This is a genomic window from Saccharibacillus brassicae (genome assembly GCF_006542275.1).
GTDB lineage: Bacteria > Bacillota > Bacilli > Paenibacillales > Paenibacillaceae > Saccharibacillus > Saccharibacillus brassicae.
The window spans coordinates 3,271,391-3,289,069 of record NZ_CP041217.1; the positions used below are offsets into that span (position 1 = coordinate 3,271,391).

Sequence of the window (17,679 nt, forward strand, 5' to 3'; positions counted from 1 at the left end):
GGGATTAGTCGATTTTGATCCAAAGTGCGCCGCGGGACGTAAAGCCGGTGTCGGTTTTTTTGATCTCGATGGTCACGGGGGCGCTGGAAGGTACCGACGAAGCGCGCAGCACGTCGGAAGCCTCGCCGCCGAAGCCGGATAGGACGGCCCATGAAGCGGCGCCTTGCGCAGACTTGTATCGCCCGGGAGCCAGATCGGTGCCGACGATATACGTGCCGGGGCCGAATTTTTTGTGGAACGCGGCTTTTTGGCCGGGTACGGCTTTCCAGATGCCCGTGCCTGTCGAGATGAAGCCGACGTCGGAGGCTTTGATCTCGACGACGGCCGGTCCGGTCGGTTGGGCGCTTGCGATGCGGTCTGCGGCGATGCCGGATCGGCCGGACGTGCGCTCCCAATAGTCGATTTGGCCGACGGAGCGGTATAAGCCCGGCTTTACGTGCTGCGCGACGAGGTAATGGCCGCTGCCCGGAAAGGTGGAGCCGTCTCGGGAGCGTTCGGCCGTGCTGTCGGAGCCGGTCCAAGCCGGCGCTTGTGCCGGCCGCTGCGACTCCGGCGTGGACGGGGTAGAAGATTTCGGAGTGCGGTTGCTCTCCGGTGGCCGTTTGGCCGAATCGCTGTTCGCGGCCGGCTGCTTCGTCGAAGGCCGATTCTGTTCTTCGGCCGCCGGCCGCGAAGTCGATTTGTCGCTGGAAGGGCTGTTGGAGCTGTCGGTCTTCGGCCGACTGCCTTCTTGGACCGATTTGCCGCCGTCCGAAGAAGAGTCGGGGGAGCGTTCGGTTTGGGGCCGGCTGCCTTCTTGGGCCGATTTGCCGCTGTCCGAAGAAGAGTCGGGGGAGCGTTCGGTTTGGGGCCGGCTGCCTTCTTGGACCGGATTGCCGCCGTCCGAAGAAGAATCGGGGGAGCGTTCGGTTTGGGGCCGGCTGCCTTCGGCCGGCATGGCCTGCCCGCTGCTCTCCGCCGCGTCGCCGCTCTGCGGCTCGGCCTCCGGCGCCACCGGCCGGCTGCCCTCGTCCGGCGTGGCCTGCCCGCTGCTCGCCGCCGCGTCTCCGCCTTTTTCCGGACGCGAAGCCTCGTCCGAAGACCCGGAAGACCCGGCCTGGCCGGCCGGATCTTCCGCGGGCCGCGTCGTCTCCGCGGCCCCTGCCGTATCGGCATCGGCCGGCCGGACCTGTTCGCCGGTGCGGCTGCTTACGGCCGCCGAAGAGCCGCTGTCGGCGCCGCCGGAGCAGGCGCCCAGCACGGCGAGCAGCGCCGCCGCAGGCAGAGCCTTCAGCGCGGCTCGGCCGAGCCGGCCGAACAGACCGGCACTGCTTTGAACCGGCGGAACGTTCAACCGGCTGCCTTTCCGTTCAACGCGTCGTTTATTCGCGGAAAGATCCCCGGCCGCTGCTTCTTCTCCGTGATGCTGCATCGTCTGCGCCTCCTGTCCGCTGTTTTGTTTGGCGCGCCTATTGGGGGCGCGCGTCGTTTCCCTATTCTAACAGATTCCGCCTTGTCCGGCAGTCTCCCGGCTGTGCACGCTGCCGCCGTCCATCCGCGTTTCTGTCGAACACGGCGTCCGGCGCCTGCGTCGCGCTTCGATTCTGTCCGCTCCGCCATCCTGTCCGGCAGTCTCCCGGCTAGGCACGCTGTCTCCGTCCGTCCGCGTTTCTGTCCAACGCGGCGTCCAGCATCCGCTTTGCACCTGCGTCGCGCTTTGGCATCCGCTTCGCCGCCCGCTACCCCGCCGCCCTGTCCGGCAGTCTCCCGCCGGACGTCCCCGCCCCAACCCTCCGGCCTGCCGAAGCGGGGGAAGCGGAAGCGCCGGCTTCCCCCGCGTTCGGCGCCCGTATCCGCACGCCGCCGCTGTCGATCCGCTGCCGTCCGCGTGCCGATCGGGTTTCCCCAAATTTTAATGAAACTTGAGCAATTTGTGAAAAGGGCGCAAAACAGGGGACGCGGCTTCCTGCGAAGCATTGTCGAAAACGACAGGCGGGCGTATAATGAAGGCATCTAAGATTTAGGTATTCAAAAATGAGTATTTTGCAGCGGGGGCGTCTTTTATCGGCGTTATATGTGAAATTTGGTGCAAAGTACGGGTGAGGGAGCCAGGACATGAAAGGCAGGATGATGAAAAGGGGAGACTGGATTCTGATCGGAATCGTCGTGATCGCGGCGCTTGCGTTCATCGTTCCCCGGTATTGGGGCGGACATGAAAGTGAAAAAAATCACATTGAAAAGCGCGTCGTGCATATCGAGGTGAACGGCGAAGCGTACCGGACGCTGCCGCTGACGGACGAGGAGCAGCTGCTCACGATCCGCACGGACGAAGGCTTCAACCAGATCAAGATTCACGACGGCGGCGTGGAGATGCTGGACGCGGATTGTCCGGACAAGCTGTGCCTGGGCTTTGGCTTCGTCACGCGGCCGGGACAGCAGATCGTATGCCTGCCGCACCGCGTGTCGGTGTTTATCGGGGTCGAATCGGGAGAGGAGCTGGAAGTCGATGACGTCGTTGGCTGAACAATCTTTGCTTCTGAAAAAAACGGTGATCCTGGCGATTTTCGCGGCGGCTGCCGTCGTGCTGGGTATCGTCGAATCGCTGATCCCGCTCGGCAGCTTCATGGTGCCCGGCGCCAAGCTCGGCCTTGCGAACATCATGATTCTCACCTGCCTCTACTTTCTCGGCGGCAGGGACACGCTGATGCTGGTCGTGCTGAAGACGCTGCTGACCGCGATGCTGCTGGGCACGTTCTCGATGCTGCTGTTCAGCCTGTTCGGCGCGGTGCTCAGCTTTGCCGTCATGTACGGACTGATGAAGGTCAGCCGCAAACGGCTCAGCCTGATCGGGATCAGCGTCGCGGGAGGGATCGCGCACAATATCGGGCAGCTCGGCGCGGCGGCGATCGTGATCGACTCGCTGAATATTTTCTACTATTTGCCGGTGCTTATGATCGCGGGCGTGGCGACGGGCATCGTCGTCGGCATCGCGGTCCGCTATCTGACAAACGCGCTGGGGCGGATGAAAATGTTCGCGCCGTTCGCGCCGGATACGTATTGAACGCCGCCGCGGGAGCGCGGCAGGAAGGAGGCCAAGCCATGCAACGGGAGACGGCGCCCGCGATCGAACTTCGGGAGGTCGCGTTCGCCTACACGGCCGAAGAGCCGGTGCTGCACAGCATCGACCTGCGCGCCGAGCGCGGCGAATGGATCGCGATCGTGGGAGCGAGCGGCTGCGGCAAATCGACGCTCGTCCGGCTGTTCAACGCGCTGCTCCAACCGCAAAGCGGCAGCGTGTCCGTGTTCGGCGAACCGCTGACGGAGCATAACGCGCCGCTTATGCGCGCCCGGATCGGGATGGTGTTCCAGAACCCGGACAACCAGTTTATCGGGGAGACGGTGGAAGAAGATCTGGCGTTCGGGCTGGAAGGATTGTGCCTGGAGCGGGCGGAGATGGAGCGCCGCGTCGCGGAATACGCAGACAAGCTGCGGCTGTCGCCGCTGCTGGCGCGCCATCCGGGCGAGCTGTCCGGCGGTCAGATGCAGCGCTGCGCGGTCGCGGCGTGCCTGGCGATGGAGCCGGAGCTGCTCGTGTTCGACGAAGCGACGTCCATGCAGGACGAACGTTCGCGGCGCGAGCTGCTGACGGTCATGCGCGAGCTGAAGGCGCAGGGCACGTATACGATCTTTTCGGTGACGCACGACGTGGACGAGATGCGGGCGGCGGACCGGATCATCGCGCTGCAGGGCAGGACCATTCGCGCGGCTGCGGCGCCGGACGTTTTTTTCTCGGATGAGCGGCTGCTGCGGGACTGCGGGATCGAGCTGCCGTTTCGGCTGCGGCTGGACCTTCGGCTGGCGGAACTCGGTATAGACGCAGACCGGGAAATCGGTGCGGAAAAAGAAGGCGAAAGGAGGGATCGATCATGAAGGCATGGATCAAACGGCAGGCCGGAGCGGCGGGTCGGATCGGAGCAGTGTGGACGGGCCGGGCTTCTGCGCGAAAAAAAGGCGGAGACGCCGGCGGCTTGGCCAAGCCTGCCGACTCGGCCCGGAGCCAAGCGACTACTGTTATGGAGGCGGCCTCTGGGGCAGCCGCGTCCGCACATTCGGCGCCGGTGACGGCGGCAGGATCGGCGGCGATGTTCGAATCGACATTGGCGTCGGCATCGGCGTCGGCAGTCCAATCGGCATCCGAATCGGCAGCGGCCGCGATATCCGGTTCTTCAAAGACTTCGCCGCCGGACCTTGTGATCGAGCTGCGGGACGCGGATTACGCCTATCAGGCGGGCACGCCGTTTGCGGCGGCGGCGCTGCACGGCGTGAACCTCCGCATCCGCCGCGGCACGCTTGTCGGCATCGCGGGCGGCACCGGCTCCGGCAAGTCGACGCTGCTGCAGCTGCTAAATGGCCTGCTGCTGCCGACCGGCGGTTCGGTCCGCGTGCTTGACCATACGCTGCTACCCGGCATGCGCCGGCCGAAGCTGAACGATTTGCGCCGGCGCGTCGGCCTTGCTTTTCAACTGCCGGAACGGCATCTGTTCGAAGACACCGTCGAGAAAGACCTGATGTTCGGTCCGCTGAACTTCGGTCTGCCGAGCGCGCAGGCGCAGGCCCGGGCGGCGGAAGCGCTGCGTTCGATGCGGCTCGGCGACAACCTGCTGCCGCGGCATCCGCTGACGCTCAGCGGCGGGCAGATGCGCAAAGTCGCGATCGCTTCGGTGCTGGCGGCGCAGCCGGAGATCCTGATGCTCGACGAGCCGACCGCGACGCTCGATTCGGCGGCGCGCCGGGAATTGATCGGCACGCTGGCGAAGCTGTGCCGCGAAGAAGGGCGCACGATTCTGATGGTGACGCACCGGATCGAGGAGCTGATGGAAGTCGCGGACGAATGGATCATTATGCACGAAGGGCGCGCCGTGTTCCGGGGCGACGCGGACGAGCTCGGCGACCGGCAGGGCGAACTGGAAGGATGGGGCGTGGCGGTGCCGGAGCCGCTGTCGTGCTGGGCGGAATGGACGTCCCGCCTGCCGCAGCTGGCGGCGCTGCCGATGCCCCGCACGGCGGAAGAGATGGCGCTGCGGATCGCCGAAGCGGTGAGCGCTTCGGGCTGCGTGGCGGCGGCCGATAGAGCGAACAAGGGGTTGGCGGAAAGTGAAGCCGCGTATCCGCGAAGCGGAAGTTCCGGGGCGAAGCGGCCCATGCCGCCGGAATCGGCTGATCCTGCCGATCCCGGCAATCGCGTCGATCCCACCGATCCCACCGATCCCACCGATCCCGCCGAGAGGAGCCTGCGCGTATGCGTGACAAACTGATTCTGGGGCGCATGATTCCGACCGGTTCGCCGGTGCACGGTCTCGATCCGCGCGCGAAGATCGCGGCGATGCTGCTGTTCACGGCGGCGCTCGTGCTGTCGGACGGCTGGCCGGCGCTTGCGCTGCTTGCGCCCTGCGCCGCGGCGGTGCTGGCCGCGACGAAGATTCCGCCGCGTACGTATGCGCGGGCGCTGCGTCCGCTGCGCTGGCTGATGCTGTTCGTCTTCTTGTTCCAGCTGCTCGGCGGAGCGGGAAGCGGCTCGGCGGAACTGCCTGCGGCGGGCGGCGGAGCCTGGGAATGGACGCTCGGTCCGGTCACGCTGACCGCGGCCGCCGTGTCCGGCGCGCTGCTTGCGGTATGCCGCATGGCGCTGCTGATTCTGTTCACGTCGCTGCTGACGTTCACGACGACGCCGTCAATGCTCAGCCGGGGCGTCGAAGGGCTGATCAAGCCGCTTGCCCGCCGGGGAACGGGAGCGGAGCGGTTCGCGCTCATGCTGCGGCTTGCGCTGCGCTTCATTCCGGCCCTGCTGGAAGAAGCGCAGACCATTCTCAAAGCGCAGGCGGCGCGCGGCGCGGACTACGAAGAGATGAACATGCGATCCAAAGCGCGCCTGCTGCTCTCGCTGCTCGTGCCGGTCACCGTCGGCGCGTTCCGGCGGGCGGAAGAGCTGACGACGTCGCTCGAAGCGCGCGGCTACCGGATCGGGGCGCCGCGCACGGCTTACCGGCCGCTGGCCTGGCGCGGCGCGGACACGGGATTCATGCTGCTGTTCGTGCTGCTGCCGATCGGAACGCTGCTGCTGCGGCTGGCCGCCTGATCACGCCGCTGCTCCAAAGAATTCTTTTGACGCATACGGACTTGAACTTGAATGTGAACTTGGACTTGAACAGGTAAACGGCACGGCTGCAAGCATACAAAAGGGGGAAACACATATGGCACGTTATTTTCAGGGAAGAGAAGTCGAACTGCTCGCTCCGGTCGGCACGTTCGACATTTTCGGGACGGTTATTCGGGCGAACTGCGACGCGGTCTATTTCGGCGGTCCCGGACTCAATATGCGCATGATGCGCAAAGGCTACAATTTTAGCCGGGAAGACATCGTCGAAGCGGTCAACGTCGCGCACGGACTCGGCAAAAAAGCGTACGTCACCGTCAACAACATGCTGAGCGAGAGCGACGTATCGGAAGCGGGCGACTATCTCGCTTTTCTGGACCGGTCCGGCGTCGACGCGATCATCGCGCAGGATCTGGCGGTTCCGTCGCTGCTGCGCGAACAGGGACTTGCGCTGCCGGTGCACGCTTCCGTCATGCTCAACGTACATAACGTCGAGATGGTGCGCGCCCTGCAGGAGTTCGGCGTAACGCGGGTCGTGACGTCGCGGGAGATGGATCTGCGCACGGCGCGGATCATCGAGGAGCAGACGGGCATCGAGATCGAATATTTCGTCCACGGCGATATGTGTTCGGTGCACGGCGCCAACTGCTACATCAGCTCGCACCTGTTCGGAATGAGCGGCAACCGGGGCAAATGCCTCAAGCCGTGCCGCTGGGATTACCGCATGAAAAAAGACGGCTACGTCTACAGCACCCCTTATCCGCTGGCGGCCAAAGACATGAACATGTACGAACATCTGCCGGAACTGATCGACGCGCACGTCACTTCGTTCAAGATCGAAGGCCGCATGCGCGACAAAGAGTTTATCTCGGCGCTCGTCAACAGCTACGGCGACGCGATCGACCGCTATCTCGATGATCCGGTCGGTTTCGACCGCGGCACGGACAGCGAGGAGCTGCACAAAAACCGCAAGCGCGATTTCTCCACGGCGTACGCGTTCGGCCGGCCGGGACTGTCCAACATCAACCGGCGCTACGAAGGTACGGGCAAATTTTACAGTACGGGCAAAGTGTTCAGCACGCCGACGGCGGAGCGCGAGAGCAGCGAATCGGCGGTGCGTGCGGTGCGGGAAGGACTGCGGCAAGCATCCGGGGAAAAAGCGGCCGGCGCCGCGCCAGCCCCTGCGCCGCAGCGCAGCGCGCCCAAGCTGACCGTTCGGGTCAACAATATGGAGCAGGCCCGGGCGGCGCTCGAAGCGGGCGTGGACGAGCTGTTCCTGTCGGGCGACGTACTGCTGCCGGACCGCGCGTTCGGCCGCCGGCAGATCGAGCAGCTGGCGCAGCTCAAAGGAAATACGCGGCTCGTGCTGGCCACGCCGCGCATGATGGACGAGATGCAGTTCGAGCAGTACGAGACGCTGCTGTCCGGCGGCGTGACGGGACTGGACGCGCTGCTGGTGACGAATATCGGGGCGGTCCGCCGCTTCCGGAACTTCGGCCTCCCGCTGATCGGCGACCTGTCGCTGAATCTGTACAATCATATGGCCGAGCGGATGTACCGCGAGCTGGGCGTGGAACGGCTGACCGCTTCGATCGAAGCGAACCTGCCGGATCTGGCCGCGCTGCTGGGCCGGACGAACGGAGAGCTTGAGCTGACCGTGCACGGAACGCCGGTCGTCATGTACATGGAACACGATCTGTACGAAAATACGGAAGTCTACGAGCCGATCGCCGAAGAAAGCAACCGTTACGTGCGCGACGACGTGCTCGTGCTGATGACGGACAAAGGCGAAAGCCCGGTCTACAAAGACGTCCACGGCCGCTGCCATCTGACGACGTCCAAAGAACTTTGCCTGCTGCCGCTCGTCGGCGAGCTGATGGAGGCGGGCATCACGCATTTTCGCGTTGAAGGTTCGACGTATGCGCCGGAACGGCTCGGCGAGCTGCTGGGCTTGTATCGCTTGGCGCTGAACGAGCCGGAGCGGGCGGCCGATCTTGCCGAACGCTTGGAGCCGGCTTTTGCCGGCTTTACGCTGGGTGCGCTCGCTTTCGGCCGCGCGGACCGCAGCACGCCGGCCGACCGGCCGGCGGCTCTGGAGGCGGACAACGGCGAAGCCGCGGCAGACGGCGGCGAAGGACAGTCCGAACAGGGCGAAGCGGCAGATGTTCAAGCGGCGCTTCAGACAACGAAAGGGTGAGCGGGATGGAGGGACACGAAGTGGGCGAAACGGGATCGGGAACGAGAATCGAAGCGGATGCGGGCAGCATCCCGAGTGCCGGGCGGCCGACGCTGACGGCGCAGGAAGTGATCGCGCTGCGCAAAGCGCATTTCTTCCCGTGCACGCAGCATTTCTACCGCAATCCGCCGGTGCTGGTCTCGGGCTCGATGCAGCGAGTGACGGACAGCGAAGGCCGCGTGTATACCGACTTTTTCGCGGGCGTATCGGTCGTGGCGAGCGGCCACTGCAATCCGGCGATCACCAAAGCGACGGTGCGGCAGACGCGCACGCTTCAGCATACGACGACGATCTATCTGACCGAACCGTCCGCGCGGTTGGCGCAGCGGATGGCCGGGCTGCTGCCGGCGTATCCGAAAGTCTTTTTTTGCAACAGCGGGTCCGAAGCGAACGAAGGCGCGCTGATGCTGGCCCGCCGCCATACGAAGCGCAAAGGCTTCATCGCGCTGACCGAATCGCTGCACGGCCGCACGGCGCTGACGATGAGCGTGACCGGGTTATCGATGTGGCGGGGCGATCCGTTCCCGGACGAGGACGTCCATTTTATTCCCCGCCCGTATGCATACGGCGTGCCGGCGCAGGAAGCGGCGGAGCTGTCGCTGAACGCGCTGCGCGGCGTGCTTCAGAGCGCCGGCGACCGGATTGCGGCGATGATCGTCGAGCCGATCCAGGGCAACGGCGGGATGGTCGTCATGCCGGACGGGTATCTGGCCCGCGCCAAAAAGCTGCTGGACGAACACGGCGTGCTGCTGATCGCCGACGAGATCCAGACCGGCTTCGGCCGGACGGGCGCGCTGCTCTGCTCCGATCAGCTCGGCGTGCAGGCCGATATCGTCACGCTGGCCAAAGCGCTCGGCGGCGGCATCCCGATCGGCGCGTTCGCGGCGACGGAATCCGTCGCCGCTTCGCTCGATACGCCGTCGGCGTCGACGTTCGGCGGCAATCCGGTCTCGGCCGGGACGGCGCTGGCCGTCCTCGATTACGTCGAATCGCAGCGGCTGCCGGAACGCGCAGCGCGTCTCGGGACGGCGCTGAAGCTCGGGCTGGAGAGGATGCGGGCGTTCTATCCGCGCATCCTCTCGGAAGTGCGCGGCCTCGGCCTGATGCTGGGCGCGGAACTGCACGCGGACGAGCCGTCGCTCGGCGCGGCCGCGGTTGACCGGGTGCTGGAAGAGATGAAGGACCGGGGCTTCCTGATCGGCAAAAACGGCGTGGCCCGCAACGTGCTGGCGTTCCAGCCGCCGCTCGTAATCGACGCTTCGGACATCGAAGCGATGCTGGAACAGCTGGACGCGGTACTCGGCGGCCTGGAGCAGGATCGTCTCCGCGCCGAGGAACCATCCGTGCCGGCCGATTTCCCAAGCGGGGCAGAAGCGCCATGAGCGCGGCTTTGCGCAGCGCGCTGACCAAGACGCGCGATTTCGGATCGCTGGTCATGTTCTCGCACACGCTGTTCTCGCTGCCGTTCGCGATTATCTCGATCGTCTGGGCGGCCGGCGGCCTGCCGGACTGGCGCGTCGTGCTCGCTTCGCTTCTGGCGCTGGTCGCCGCCCGCAACGGCGCCAACGCGTTCAACCGGTTGGCCGACCGGGAGTTCGACGCGGCCAATCCGCGCACCGCGCATCGCCATCTGCCGCAGAAGCGGCTCGGCGTGCGGGAAGTATGGATCTTCGTCATCGTCAACTACGCGATCTTCGTCGCGGCGGCCGGCATGCTGAACCCGCTGTGCCTGATCCTGTCGCCGGTCGCGATCTTCCTCATCTCTTCGTATTCGTACACGAAGCGCTTCACCTGGCTCAGCCATCTGTATCTGGGCTTTACGATCGCGTCGGCGCCGATCGGCGCCTGGTTCGCCGTGACCGGCACGTTCGCGTTCACCCCGTTCGTGCTCGGTACGATCGTCATGCTGTGGATCGGCGGGTTCGATATTTTGTACGGCACGCAGGACATCGACTTCGACCGCGCGCACGGGCTGCATTCCATCCCGAGCGCATTCGGCCTGAAGCCGGCGCTGTACATTTCGCGCTTCCTGCATCTCGTCATGGTCGGACTGCTGCTGTTCCTGTTCTTTTTCCGCGATCTCGGCGCTTGGTACCTGATCGGTATCGGGCTGGCGGGGTTTCTGCTCCTGCTGGAACACGGCATCGTGAAGCCGCATAACCGCCGGCTCATGCAGATCGCTTCGTACAATCTGAACCAAGTGATCAGCCTGCTGATCCTGTCGTTTACGATGCTGGATTATTTCTGGATGATCTGAAAAAAGCAGCTTCAAGCACCGACGGTTTCCGTTGGACTCCCCGGCCTCTGCCTATGCGCCCTGCCTGCACACACGAAAAACCCGACTCTTCGGAAAAGAGTCGGGTTTTTCGATGCGTCTGGAGTTTGAGGCGCGGCGACGGCCGATCACACGCTGCGATGCTGCGATCAGCCCTGCTGCTCGGCCAAAAAGCGGCGGATGCCGGAAGTCACGAGATCGTGATCTTCCTGGTCCGGCAGGCCGGATACGGTAATCGTGCCGATCAGCCCTTCGCCGGCCAGCATGAGCGGGAACGCGCCGCCGGCCAGCACGTATTCGTCGTCGCTCAAGCCGTAGTCGCCCGCAAGCGTTTGGTTTTCGCTGCGAAGCTGGAGTGCCGCATGCCAGGAACTTTTGACGAAACGGGCCACCGTATTGTTTTTGCGGCGAATCCAGTCTTCGTTTTCCGGCGAAGTGCCTTCCATCGCGTGCAGGAACAGCCGGTGGCCTTGGCGGGTAATATCGACGGTCACCTTTTTGCCGGTCCGGCGGGCTTCCTCGATCAGGGTCAGTCCGAGCGCGAGAGCGGTCTCGGCGTCGAACGAAACGAAACGCAGTTCTTGTTCTTCCTGCCGCATTTGCGACAGCTTTGTTTCGGGAGTGACGGACATGGGGCGAATATCTCCTTTGTCGGGGGCGTGAATGCCCGGGTAGTGGAATGCATTCATTTCGACGCCGGGCCGCCTTTTTCCTCTTGTCCTAAAATTTCCGTCCGCCGAAATAGTCGGCCAGCTTCAGCAGATCGGCCGAAGCGGCGTATTCGCCGAGCGAACGGGCGATCTCGCAGGCTCGCTCAAGCTCCTGCGCGCCGAAGCTTTCCGCGCGTTCCAGGGCTCCGCTGCTGCGGATCTTGTCCAGCAGCGGAGCGATCAGGGCCGGATCGGTATCCCGGCCGACGCTGCGGATCTCCGCCGCGAGCGCGGGATCTTCGAGCGCGTACAACACGGGCAGCGTCACCTGCCCGCCGAGCAGGTCGCTTCCCGCCGGCTTGCCGAGCTGCCGGGACGAAGCCGTCAAATCGAGCAGGTCGTCCCGGATCTGGAACGACAAGCCCAGATGCTCGCCGAACGCATGCAGCCTGCGGCAGATCTCTTCCGGCGCCCCGGCGGCGCGGGCGCCGAATTCCAGCGAGACGGCCATCAGATGGGCGGTCTTGCGGCGGGACTTGGACAAATACTCGTCCAGCCCGAGATCGTAATCGTATGCGTGTTCGAGCTGCTCGTATTCGCCGAGGCACAGTTCGGCCGTCGCGAACGACGCGAAGCTTGGCCGGTCCGCGCCGGCTTTGCCGTCGGCCTGGGCCATCAGCTCGACGACGCGGGCCGACATATAGCTTCCGACGTACAGCGCTTTGGCCGGCCCGATCCGCGTATGCAGCGCGGGTTCGCCCCGCCGCAGCGCCGAACGGTCGATCAGGTCGTCGTGAATGAGCGAAGCGGTATGGATAAATTCCGCCGCGGCCGCCAGCTGGAACAGGCGGGGATCGTCGGCGCGTTTGCCGAAGCGGCCGCCGACGAGGACGAGCATCGGCCGCAGCCGCTTGCCTCCGGCGTCGATCGTGCGCAGCAGCGCGTCGGCCAGCTCGGAGCTGGGCGGAAGGTCTTTGTCGCTTTTGACGATGCGCTTCATCTCCCGTTCGATGCGGCGCAGGTCGATTCGCAGAGCGTCAGGCAGGTTCATGCGGCCCGGCCTCCTTCGCGTCCGCCAGCGCCCGCTCGAAAGCGGGCAGCAGGGCGATCTCCGCGCTTCGGCCGAGCGCGCGGGCGATCTGGACTTTTTTGACGAACGGGGCAAGTCCGCGCAGCAGCGATTCTTCCCGGCATTTCAGCGCGTATTGGACGTACAGGCTGTACAAATAGTCGCCGTCCAGAATGCGCCGCGTCAACTGCGGATCGTCCAGCCGAATCGGTTCGGCGTGGCGGGCGAGCGCGGCATCGAGCAGCGCATAGACGGCAAGCAGGCCGGGCTGCCGAAGCGGTTCCACGGCGCAGCGTTCGAACGCGGCCAGCGCGGCGTTCAGCGCCGCCCGGTCCGGCGCGAGCCGGATACGCGTAACCGGATCGATCTCGGCCTGCAGGCGTTCCAGCGTTTCCCGGATTATTGTGTCGTTCATTGAAGCACCCCTTGACGGACTAACAAAATACCGAATCGGCGTACATACCGTATTCACTCGGATTCCTCCACATTATGAGTCAAATTCGTTCATTATGCAAAACGGCGAATCGAAAAAAGCGGGGCCATGTGCGGGGTAAGCTGCACATGACCCCGCCGCAGCGCAGAGCCGGTCGGTCAGTCGGTATAGAGGTACCAGCGCTTGGCAAACCAGGTTTTTTTCCAGTGTTTCTTGAGCCAAGGCAGGACGTAATAGTCGAGTCCGAAGATGCTGCCCGAACCGCCGATAAGGGCGAATGCGGCGAACCAGTACCACCACATATCGGTCGGCGCCATGCCGGACGACCAGATCATCAGGCCCATGCCGATCGTGGCGATCGAAGCGATGGCCGAGAACAGGCCGACGATCAGCAGGATGCCGAATACGATTTCCGCGGCGACCATGCCGATTTGGAAAGCGGTCGCCAGCCACGTGTAGCCGCCGTCGCCGGTGTAGAACATCAGATCCATCATCGAGCTGACCATGTCCGAGACGAAGCCCGGCACAGGGATGGCCTGCACGGCCTGACCGGCGTTTTCGACCGCGGAAGCGGCCGCCTGGGCATCGACCGCCGTCGCCACGTTGCCGACCGCTTCGGAAGCGGCACTGACGACGTCGGCATGCGGATCGGGCGGGATGAGGAAAATATGGTTCGGGTCGGCCACGACTTTTTGCAGCTTGTCCCAGCCTTCATGCAGCCACATCCAGCCGACGAACACGCGCAGCGGCACGAGCCAGAAGTTCGGCGAGCGCTTCGAGAAGTGTCCGCCGAGGAACGTCCGGCGATCGTGGGCATGGAAAATCTCGTGCATAAGATACGTCCACACTTTATTGAAGCCGAGCACGGTGAACAGGTACAGCACGTTGATCGCGTGTTTGGCGAACATCGCGAAAAATCCGGTCAGCGAGAAAAATTTGCCCGGCAGACCTACGCTCGCGACGCCGTACCGGCTGCCGATCGACACCATCATGCCGTGAAAAGCCGGTTTGTACGATTTTTTCGTGCCGCCTTTGATATCGGCCGTAATGTTGTGCGCGATCAGCGGAGCGGCATGTTCGGCGTTCTCGACCATCTGCGGAACCGGGCGTTCTTCGCCTTCCGGAATGAAGAAGATGTTGTCGCCGACGACATACACGTTTTCGTGATCGAGGCTTTGCAGCTTGTCGTTCGTTTCGATGCGCTTGCGGCCTTTTTGCTGCACATCGAGCTTGTCGAGAATATCTGCGCCTTCGACGCCGGCTGTCCAGATGACCGTCCGCGCCGTCAGCTTCTGGCCGCTGAGGTCCACGCCGGTGTCGGAGACACCCGTAATCGGTTTGCCGGTAATGATCTCGACATCGAGCTTTTTAAGATACCGTTCGGATTTGGCGATCAATTTCTCCGGCAGCAGCGGCAGGATTTTCGGAGCCATATCGGCTACGATCATGCGCACTTCGGACGGATCGATATAAAATTCCCGGCACAGTTCGCTGCGGTATTCGGCCATTTCGCCGATCAATTCGACGCCCGTGAAGCCCGCGCCGACGACGACAAACGACAGTTTCTCCCGGCGGATCGCCGGATCTTTTTCCTGCGACGCTTCGGTGAACATCCGGCGGAACCGGTCTTTGAGTCTGACCGCATCGTCGTAGGACCAGAGCGTGTAGCTGTGTTCCTGCGCGCCGGGGATGCCGAAGAACGTCGGCTTGGAGCCGGTCCCGATCACGAGGTAATCGTAAGCGTAGGACGCCTGCTGTCCCTGGAGCGAGCGGGATTCGAAGTCGATGCCGCCGATCTCGTCGAGCACGACGTCAACTTTGAGGCCGGCAAAAATCTTTTTCAATTCGATTTTGACCGCGTCTTCCGGCGTCCGGTTCGCGGCCACCTCGTGCAGTTCGGTCAGCAGCGTGTGGTAAGGATTGCGATCGATCAGCTGGATCTGGACATCGGTATTTTTTTTGAAGTTTTTGGCTAATTTCTTCGCCGTCAGGACGCCGCCGTAGCCACCGCCGAGAATTACTATTTTTGTCATCGGGTCAACCAACCTTTCCATTGACGGTGTTCGCATGCCTGCCGGGTCCGCCGAACGATGCGGGGATCGGGCAGGCAGCGGTCCGCCCGTTGCTTCAAGTTAAGAGTGAGAGTGGAACGGGTCCGTGCCGCTGCCGGGCAGCGGCGGCTTATTTCGCGTCCGCCAGCGCCTGTTCGGCCAGCTTGAGATAGGAGGCGACATGGATCGTCACGCCGCTGATCGCGTCGGTCGTTCCGTCTTCCTTCGTTTCGACCGCCGCCGGATCTTGTTTTTCGATCACGTACTGCTCGGCTTTTTCCGCTTCTTCATGCCATTCCGCTTGGGCGCCGCCGGCTTTCATGCCGTACTTGCCTTCTCTGGAATTCGTTTTCTTGTCTTCGCCGGCCGCATTGCTGCCGCTGAAGTTGATCGCCACGATGCGTCCGGCCGCTACCGTCGCGTCCACGGTTTCTTTCCAGCCGCTTTCGGTATCGAAATCGGCCGCTTCCGCGTGATACGCGCCGTCCTTGTACGGGCCGGCTTCGACCGGGCCTGCCGCAAGAGCGGTCTCCGCAAGCTTCGTGAAATCGTTCACGTGGATAGACACGCCGGATACGACGTCGGTATGGCCTTCGGCATCGGTCGTGATCGCCGCCGGGTCCTGCTTGTCGATCAGGAACTGTTCGATTTTCTCCGCTTGTTCATGCCATTCGGACGAAGCGCCGCCGGCTTTCATGCCGTACTTGCCGGCTTCGGACGTCGCCTTCTTGTCCGGACCGCCGTTGAGGCTGGATGCGCTCCAGTCGGCGTCGGCAATTTTGCCGCCTGTCACCTGCAGGATCACGTACGGCTGCCAGCCGGATTCCTTGTCCATGTCCCCCTGGGCAAAGTACAGGCCGTCTTTCCATTGGGAAGCGTCGGCCGCCGTCTCAGCCGCCGGTGCCGCCGCAGCCTCTTTCGCCGGTTCGGCCTGCGCCGCCGGTTCGGCTGTGACCTCGGCCGTTTCATTGCTTCCGCATGCCGAGAGCGCTCCTGCGAGAAGAACGCCGCACATCCATACGGCCCCGTGCTTTTTGTTCATGTTAACCCCTCCGTCATCTCTGAATGAATCGTCTCCAAGGGCGACGAATGCGGAAAACGATCACGTAAGATCGGGCTTTCTCCGGTCGGAACTGCCCCGGAAAAGAGTCGATGCACAGGTTCGATCTCCGTCCGTCACCGTTTTCATTTGAACAATAACATACAATTTGAAGTAATTAAGTGATAATAATCACAAAGTTTGGGGCTTAGGTCTCATTCTGCGCACAACACGTGAAAATGTGCCCATTTCCTTGCGCCAGGCGGCTCGGGCTTCTCCCTGCCGGGCATTCCGCGTGGGATTCCGTGGGATTCTACAGGGGATTCACCGAATAAAGGGAAGGGTAATTCACTTTAAATCGATCCATAACGTAAGGAGCTGAACTCTATGACGAACCCGATCGAAACCAAAGTGATCAAAGGCAGATGGAATCAGACCCAGCACGAAGCGAAGAAGCAGTGGAGCAAGCTGACGGAAGCCGACCTGGCGTATATAGACGGAGAAAAAGACCGGTTGATCGAGAAAGTGCGCGAGCGCTACGGGCACGATGCCGAAGCGGCCGAGCTGGAGTACAAATCGTGGGCTTCGGCCTTGACGACGGGTGGCAACCGCTAAGCGGGCAGCCGATCTCAACGCACCTCTTGCGCATACTTGTGCCATAACTTTTCGAAAAGAGAGGGGATCAAGCCATGGTGGAATCCCGTGTCGTATCCGGCAGGGTCATCGAACGTCGCGGCCATGTCGTCATTACCGTGCAAGGCGATCTCGTCAGTTCCTACGACCTGCGTTATTATACGCTTCCCGAAGAGGAACGAACGGACTTCGCCGAAGAAGCGGCGCAGATTCCGCCGCGGCCCAAGCGCCCCATTGTGCTTCCTTATTGGAAGCGGCAGGCGCTGCCTCCCCTTTCCGAACCGGACAACCCAAAGAGTGCCAACCGCGCGTAACGCGCGATTGGCACTCTTTTTCGTTCGATCCGGCTGCGGCGGGGCTTGGCTTACAGGGGAAGCAGCGCGGCATCGCCGCCGCGTTCGAGCGATTCCACCATGTCCGTCCATGCCGCCGGCTTCGGTTCAAGCACGCCGTAATACGTGCGCAGGAACCGCGCGACGAATATTCCCGGCAGCGAAGACTGCCCGGCATAAGGCAGGAAGCACAGGTCGAGCCCGCTTACCGCTTCGCCGTCCTGCTGCCAGGACGGATGGACGTATTCGAAGTCCAGACGGCGATAGCCGAGATGGGCCAGCACTTCGCGCCGCACGAACGGGTCCATCGGCTTCACTCCGCCGAATGGATGTTCGTTCGAGCGGTACGGATCGTAGATTTCGGCGAACATGCCCTGCAGCGTGCCGCCGGCTTCGGCGGCCAGACGCTTCAGGTCCGCTTCGCGGCGCGACGCGAGGAACGGGCCGATACCGAGTCCCGGACGGCCGATGATCGTGAAGTCGGTCATGGCGATCTCGTCGTCGGCATAATAGCGGTATTCCGTGGCGCCGACGACTTCCCCTTCATGCACCGCGACGAAGACGCGGATGCCGGGATCTTCCAGCGGTTCTTTCCAGAGATCGAACGCCAGCACTTCTTCGGGCGGGAAAATCTCGCTCATGAGCCGGTGCAGGCCGGCGAACAGCGGATCGGCAATATCGGTTACGCGAACATAGTCCATGTCTGATTCCTCCGATGTATAAATTTAACGGTCTCATAAGGGCGGGTGCGGCCTATCCAAAAGGCCTATCCCAAAAGACTCTAGTATAGCTTCTATTATAGAAAGAAAAGAGAGGGAGGATAAAAAG

General features: G+C 63.2%; 17 protein-coding genes. 10 read left to right on the forward strand and 7 right to left on the reverse strand.

Going from position 1 to position 17,679, the window contains the following annotated elements:
• Positions 1-4: 4 nt before the first annotated feature.
• Positions 5-1,411 (reverse strand): Rv1352/Rv1906c domain-containing protein, encoded by a 1,407-nt coding sequence (locus FFV09_RS13565; RefSeq protein WP_141448327.1) that lies wholly within the window; start codon positions 1,409-1,411, stop codon positions 5-7.
• 683 nt (positions 1,412-2,094) lie between these two features.
• On the opposite strand from FFV09_RS13565, the gene FFV09_RS13570 reads away from it, so the two are divergent.
• From FFV09_RS13570 to FFV09_RS13605, 8 genes are all read left to right on the forward strand, one after another.
• Positions 2,095-2,502 carry a NusG domain II-containing protein gene (locus tag FFV09_RS13570; protein ID WP_342782052.1) on the forward strand — a complete coding sequence of 136 codons (408 nt, stop codon included), beginning with the start codon at positions 2,095-2,097 and terminating at the stop codon, positions 2,500-2,502.
• Positions 2,486-3,040, forward strand: a complete 555-nt coding sequence (locus FFV09_RS13575; RefSeq protein WP_141448328.1) for a Gx transporter family protein — start codon at positions 2,486-2,488, stop codon at positions 3,038-3,040. The genes FFV09_RS13570 and FFV09_RS13575 overlap by 17 nt, the downstream gene beginning before the upstream one ends.
• A 38-nt stretch (positions 3,041-3,078) precedes the next feature.
• Complete coding sequence (locus FFV09_RS13580; RefSeq protein WP_141448329.1) at positions 3,079-3,909, forward strand: ATP-binding cassette domain-containing protein; 831 nt, start codon at positions 3,079-3,081, stop codon at positions 3,907-3,909.
• The gene (locus FFV09_RS13585; protein ID WP_246098337.1) at positions 3,906-5,294 is read left to right on the forward strand and encodes an ATP-binding cassette domain-containing protein; all 1,389 of its coding nucleotides are present in this window, start codon (positions 3,906-3,908) and stop codon (positions 5,292-5,294) included. The genes FFV09_RS13580 and FFV09_RS13585 overlap by 4 nt, the downstream gene beginning before the upstream one ends.
• Positions 5,279-6,115: an energy-coupling factor transporter transmembrane component T family protein gene (locus tag FFV09_RS13590; RefSeq protein ID WP_141448330.1), complete on the forward strand. Its 837-nt coding sequence runs from the start codon at positions 5,279-5,281 to the stop codon at positions 6,113-6,115. Before FFV09_RS13585 ends, FFV09_RS13590 begins: the two co-directional genes overlap by 16 nt.
• 115 nt (positions 6,116-6,230) lie before the next feature.
• Positions 6,231-8,330: a peptidase U32 family protein gene (locus FFV09_RS13595; RefSeq protein ID WP_141448331.1), complete on the forward strand. Its 2,100-nt coding sequence runs from the start codon at positions 6,231-6,233 to the stop codon at positions 8,328-8,330.
• A gap of 68 nt (positions 8,331-8,398) precedes the next feature.
• Entirely contained in the window at positions 8,399-9,751 is a 1,353-nt protein-coding gene (locus FFV09_RS13600) for an aspartate aminotransferase family protein (protein WP_425472318.1), read from the forward strand.
• Positions 9,748-10,626 (forward strand): UbiA-like polyprenyltransferase, encoded by an 879-nt coding sequence (locus tag FFV09_RS13605; protein WP_141448333.1) that lies wholly within the window; start codon positions 9,748-9,750, stop codon positions 10,624-10,626. The genes FFV09_RS13600 and FFV09_RS13605 overlap by 4 nt, the downstream gene beginning before the upstream one ends.
• Positions 10,627-10,793: 167 nt before the next feature.
• Here the strand turns inward: FFV09_RS13605 and FFV09_RS13610 are convergent, their stop codons facing one another.
• The 5 genes from FFV09_RS13610 to FFV09_RS13630 form a co-directional block, all read right to left on the reverse strand.
• Positions 10,794-11,276, reverse strand: coding sequence for a heme-degrading domain-containing protein (locus FFV09_RS13610; RefSeq protein WP_141448334.1), 483 nt, complete (start codon positions 11,274-11,276; stop codon positions 10,794-10,796).
• An 88-nt stretch (positions 11,277-11,364) separates the two neighbouring features.
• Complete coding sequence (locus tag FFV09_RS13615; RefSeq protein ID WP_141448335.1) at positions 11,365-12,345, reverse strand: polyprenyl synthetase family protein; 981 nt, start codon at positions 12,343-12,345, stop codon at positions 11,365-11,367.
• Positions 12,332-12,778 carry a hypothetical protein gene (locus tag FFV09_RS13620; protein WP_141448336.1) on the reverse strand — a complete coding sequence of 149 codons (447 nt, stop codon included), beginning with the start codon at positions 12,776-12,778 and terminating at the stop codon, positions 12,332-12,334. Before FFV09_RS13620 ends, FFV09_RS13615 begins: the two co-directional genes overlap by 14 nt.
• A gap of 176 nt (positions 12,779-12,954) precedes the next feature.
• Positions 12,955-14,829 (reverse strand): FAD-dependent oxidoreductase, encoded by a 1,875-nt coding sequence (locus FFV09_RS13625; protein WP_141448337.1) that lies wholly within the window; start codon positions 14,827-14,829, stop codon positions 12,955-12,957.
• A 148-nt stretch (positions 14,830-14,977) separates the two neighbouring features.
• Entirely contained in the window at positions 14,978-15,889 is a 912-nt protein-coding gene (locus FFV09_RS13630; protein ID WP_141448338.1) for an FMN-binding protein, read from the reverse strand.
• A gap of 384 nt (positions 15,890-16,273) precedes the next feature.
• On the opposite strand from FFV09_RS13630, the gene FFV09_RS13635 reads away from it, so the two are divergent.
• Positions 16,274-16,501 carry a CsbD family protein gene (locus tag FFV09_RS13635; protein WP_202111693.1) on the forward strand — a complete coding sequence of 76 codons (228 nt, stop codon included), beginning with the start codon at positions 16,274-16,276 and terminating at the stop codon, positions 16,499-16,501.
• 74 nt (positions 16,502-16,575) lie between these two features.
• A complete protein-coding gene (locus FFV09_RS13640) occupies positions 16,576-16,833 on the forward strand; it encodes a hypothetical protein (RefSeq protein WP_141448339.1) in 258 nt (85 codons plus the stop codon).
• Between the two features lie 50 nt (positions 16,834-16,883).
• Here FFV09_RS13640 and FFV09_RS13645 read toward each other — a convergent pair whose 3' ends face one another.
• Positions 16,884-17,552 (reverse strand): GNAT family N-acetyltransferase, encoded by a 669-nt coding sequence (locus tag FFV09_RS13645; RefSeq protein WP_141448340.1) that lies wholly within the window; start codon positions 17,550-17,552, stop codon positions 16,884-16,886.
• Between the last annotated feature and the right edge of the window lie 127 nt (positions 17,553-17,679).

Bases quoted from the DNA above. Each gene is read 5' to 3' on its own strand.
- FFV09_RS13580 (WP_141448329.1), top strand. From the start codon at position 3,079: ATGCAACGGGAGACGGCGCCCGCGATCGAACTTCGGGAGGTCGCGTTC.
- FFV09_RS13630 (WP_141448338.1), bottom strand. From the start codon at position 15,889: ATGAACAAAAAGCACGGGGCCGTATGGATGTGCGGCGTTCTTCTCGCA.
- FFV09_RS13640 (WP_141448339.1), top strand. From the start codon at position 16,576: ATGGTGGAATCCCGTGTCGTATCCGGCAGGGTCATCGAACGTCGCGGC.
- FFV09_RS13615 (WP_141448335.1), bottom strand. From the start codon at position 12,345: ATGAACCTGCCTGACGCTCTGCGAATCGACCTGCGCCGCATCGAACGG.
- FFV09_RS13585 (WP_246098337.1), top strand. From the start codon at position 3,906: ATGAAGGCATGGATCAAACGGCAGGCCGGAGCGGCGGGTCGGATCGGA.
- FFV09_RS13595 (WP_141448331.1), top strand. From the start codon at position 6,231: ATGGCACGTTATTTTCAGGGAAGAGAAGTCGAACTGCTCGCTCCGGTC.
- FFV09_RS13605 (WP_141448333.1), top strand. From the start codon at position 9,748: ATGAGCGCGGCTTTGCGCAGCGCGCTGACCAAGACGCGCGATTTCGGA.
- FFV09_RS13570 (WP_342782052.1), top strand. From the start codon at position 2,095: ATGAAAGGCAGGATGATGAAAAGGGGAGACTGGATTCTGATCGGAATC.
- FFV09_RS13635 (WP_202111693.1), top strand. From the start codon at position 16,274: ATGACGAACCCGATCGAAACCAAAGTGATCAAAGGCAGATGGAATCAG.
- FFV09_RS13625 (WP_141448337.1), bottom strand. From the start codon at position 14,829: ATGACAAAAATAGTAATTCTCGGCGGTGGCTACGGCGGCGTCCTGACG.
- FFV09_RS13620 (WP_141448336.1), bottom strand. From the start codon at position 12,778: ATGAACGACACAATAATCCGGGAAACGCTGGAACGCCTGCAGGCCGAG.
- FFV09_RS13590 (WP_141448330.1), top strand. From the start codon at position 5,279: ATGCGTGACAAACTGATTCTGGGGCGCATGATTCCGACCGGTTCGCCG.
- FFV09_RS13610 (WP_141448334.1), bottom strand. From the start codon at position 11,276: ATGTCCGTCACTCCCGAAACAAAGCTGTCGCAAATGCGGCAGGAAGAA.
- FFV09_RS13565 (WP_141448327.1), bottom strand. From the start codon at position 1,411: ATGCAGCATCACGGAGAAGAAGCAGCGGCCGGGGATCTTTCCGCGAAT.
- FFV09_RS13575 (WP_141448328.1), top strand. From the start codon at position 2,486: ATGACGTCGTTGGCTGAACAATCTTTGCTTCTGAAAAAAACGGTGATC.
- FFV09_RS13645 (WP_141448340.1), bottom strand. From the start codon at position 17,552: ATGGACTATGTTCGCGTAACCGATATTGCCGATCCGCTGTTCGCCGGC.